The following is a 1,975-nucleotide window of genomic DNA, read 5'->3' as shown; positions in this document are numbered from 1 at the left end:
TCATGCAGATGCTGGAGCAGGAAATAGAGCGAACAAAAAGGAATAAAAAGCCCTCTCACTTATTATGTTTGACTTAGATCATTTTAAAAAGGTAAATGACCGTTTTGGGCATGCTGCAGGAGATACGGTTCTTAGAAGTGTTGCCAATACAGTAAAAAAGAGGATACGAAAAACAGATTACTTTGCACGCTGGGGAGGGGAGGAATTTATAATTCTTCTGCCTGAAACTTCCTTGAATAATGCAGCTGAGCTGGCTGAAGAACTCAGAAAGAAAATAAGTGAAACAGCGCTGGACGGTATAGGAAAGGTAACAGCCAGCTTTGGTGTGACGGAATATAGAAATACTGATACTATGGACACAGTTCTTCTAAGAGTGGATGGAGCGCTTTATGAGGCAAAAGGGTCAGGGAGAAATTGTGTGAAAATCGCGTAAAACATAAAATCTTTGAAAGGGGGGCAGAAGGGAGAGCTCTTTTATAGAGCCTTGCCTTAAAAACTATGGAGAAAGGGAAAGAAACCAAAGACATTTTGGTGGTGGATGATTCTGTACTTATACGGCTTATGGTAAAGGACATACTGGGAGGAGAAGGGTATAATGTAGTGGCTGCGGCTACTTCTGAAGAAGCAGTGCGGAAGATAAAAAGCAGAAAAGAACTGTTTGATCTAATAATTGTAGATATTAATCTGCCAGATCAGAATGGCTTCGAATTTATTCGGAACTTGAAATCAGAGGAAAAGTACAGACACATTCCTGTGATAATTTTGAGCATAGATGCTACAGTACCCTCAATTAAACGGGCAGTGGAAGCCGGTGCAGTGGATTATCTTGTTAAGCCCTTTAAAGCAGAAGAACTTGTGAAGCGGGTAGTAAAATTAGTAGGGAGTGTCAAAAAAGAAGATCGCTATCCCGAACTTAAAGACCTGCTGAAAAAAGAAGTAAACCGTGCCAGAAGAAGTAATACAAATCTCTCACTAATTCTGGCACATTGCGAAGGGAAAATAGCAGGAGAAATTTCAAAAATAGCAGGGAAGATAAGAAGTAAACTTCGCGATATAGATGCGGTATTTGAAATTAACGAGAATACTCTGGCGCTTGTTCTTCCTGTTACGGGGAGAGAAGGTGCGGAAGTTGTAGTGAAAAAGATTCAGGGCGAACTGCGTGGCAGCTGGCGCTATGCCATAAGCATATATCCTGACAATGGGAAAGATGAAGAGGAACTTATCGGTTTTGCAAAAGAAAGCTTGATGAAGGAAGAATCAAATTCATCTCAGGAAGATGATAAAGAAAAAGAGGAAAAATAAAAGCAATTGGACTTAAGAAGATATTCATAGTACCAGAAAAGAAGGAATTTGAAGAAATATGTAGAAATAAATAATACAGGCTGGGAAATTGAACTTTGTAAAAGGCAAAAGGATCCAGGCAATTGCACGAAAAACAGGTAAAACGCAGGGTGGGTCAATTTAAAACCGATGAAAATGAATCAATTTTAATCCGCTATTGACAAGGGGATATACAAATACCTTGTGACAGAGGTTGATGGGAAGCCTATTTTGCTTGGTCTACAGATGGAAAAGAAAATTACAAGCTTTACAACGACCCTCCTGGTAATTTAGGGTTTATATATTACTATGAATTTGTAGATTACAAGGATAAAATATTTAAAAATACCATTGAATACTACTATTCTCCCAGATACAAATACTATTTTGAGGATGCCAAAATAAAAGAACTTGCCTGCGACCATCATCCTAATACACCTTCAGGTTTAGGACTTTGTGGAAGCTTGTTAAATCCATTAAAGAGGGAAGAGGCTCTTTTCTGGCTTAAAAATGCCAATATGGACTATGGGCTTTTGGCAGAGAGTTTTGACAAAGACACAGGAAAGGCTAAAACTGGGGTAGGATTTGCAACCAAACAGGAGGGACGGTTCCTTCTGTCTGATTTTTTCAGATAAAAGGAACCGTCCCCCTTGTT

The 1,975-nt window shown here is 39.1% G+C and carries 1 protein-coding gene and 2 pseudogenes; all 3 read left to right on the top strand.

The genetic code is table 11. The annotated features are described in order from the left end of the window. A pseudogene (locus tag I4N53_RS12255) lies at positions 1-433 on the top strand (GGDEF domain-containing protein); the annotation flags it as partial. A 65-nt stretch (positions 434-498) separates the two neighbouring features. Beyond that, entirely contained in the window at positions 499-1,302 is an 804-nt protein-coding gene (locus I4N53_RS01965; protein WP_011025452.1) for a response regulator, read from the top strand. Positions 1,303-1,497: 195 nt separating this feature from the next. After that, positions 1,498-1,955: pseudogene (locus I4N53_RS12615) on the top strand (glycoside hydrolase family 125 protein); the annotation flags it as partial. Positions 1,956-1,975 lie beyond the last annotated feature (20 nt).

This window comes from Thermoanaerobacter sp. CM-CNRG TB177 (assembly GCF_018588165.1).
Classification (GTDB): Bacteria; Bacillota; Thermoanaerobacteria; order Thermoanaerobacterales; family Thermoanaerobacteraceae; genus Thermoanaerobacter; species Thermoanaerobacter thermocopriae.
The sequence above is the reverse complement of the archived record's forward strand: the minus strand, read 5'-3'. Positions and strand labels throughout refer to the sequence as shown.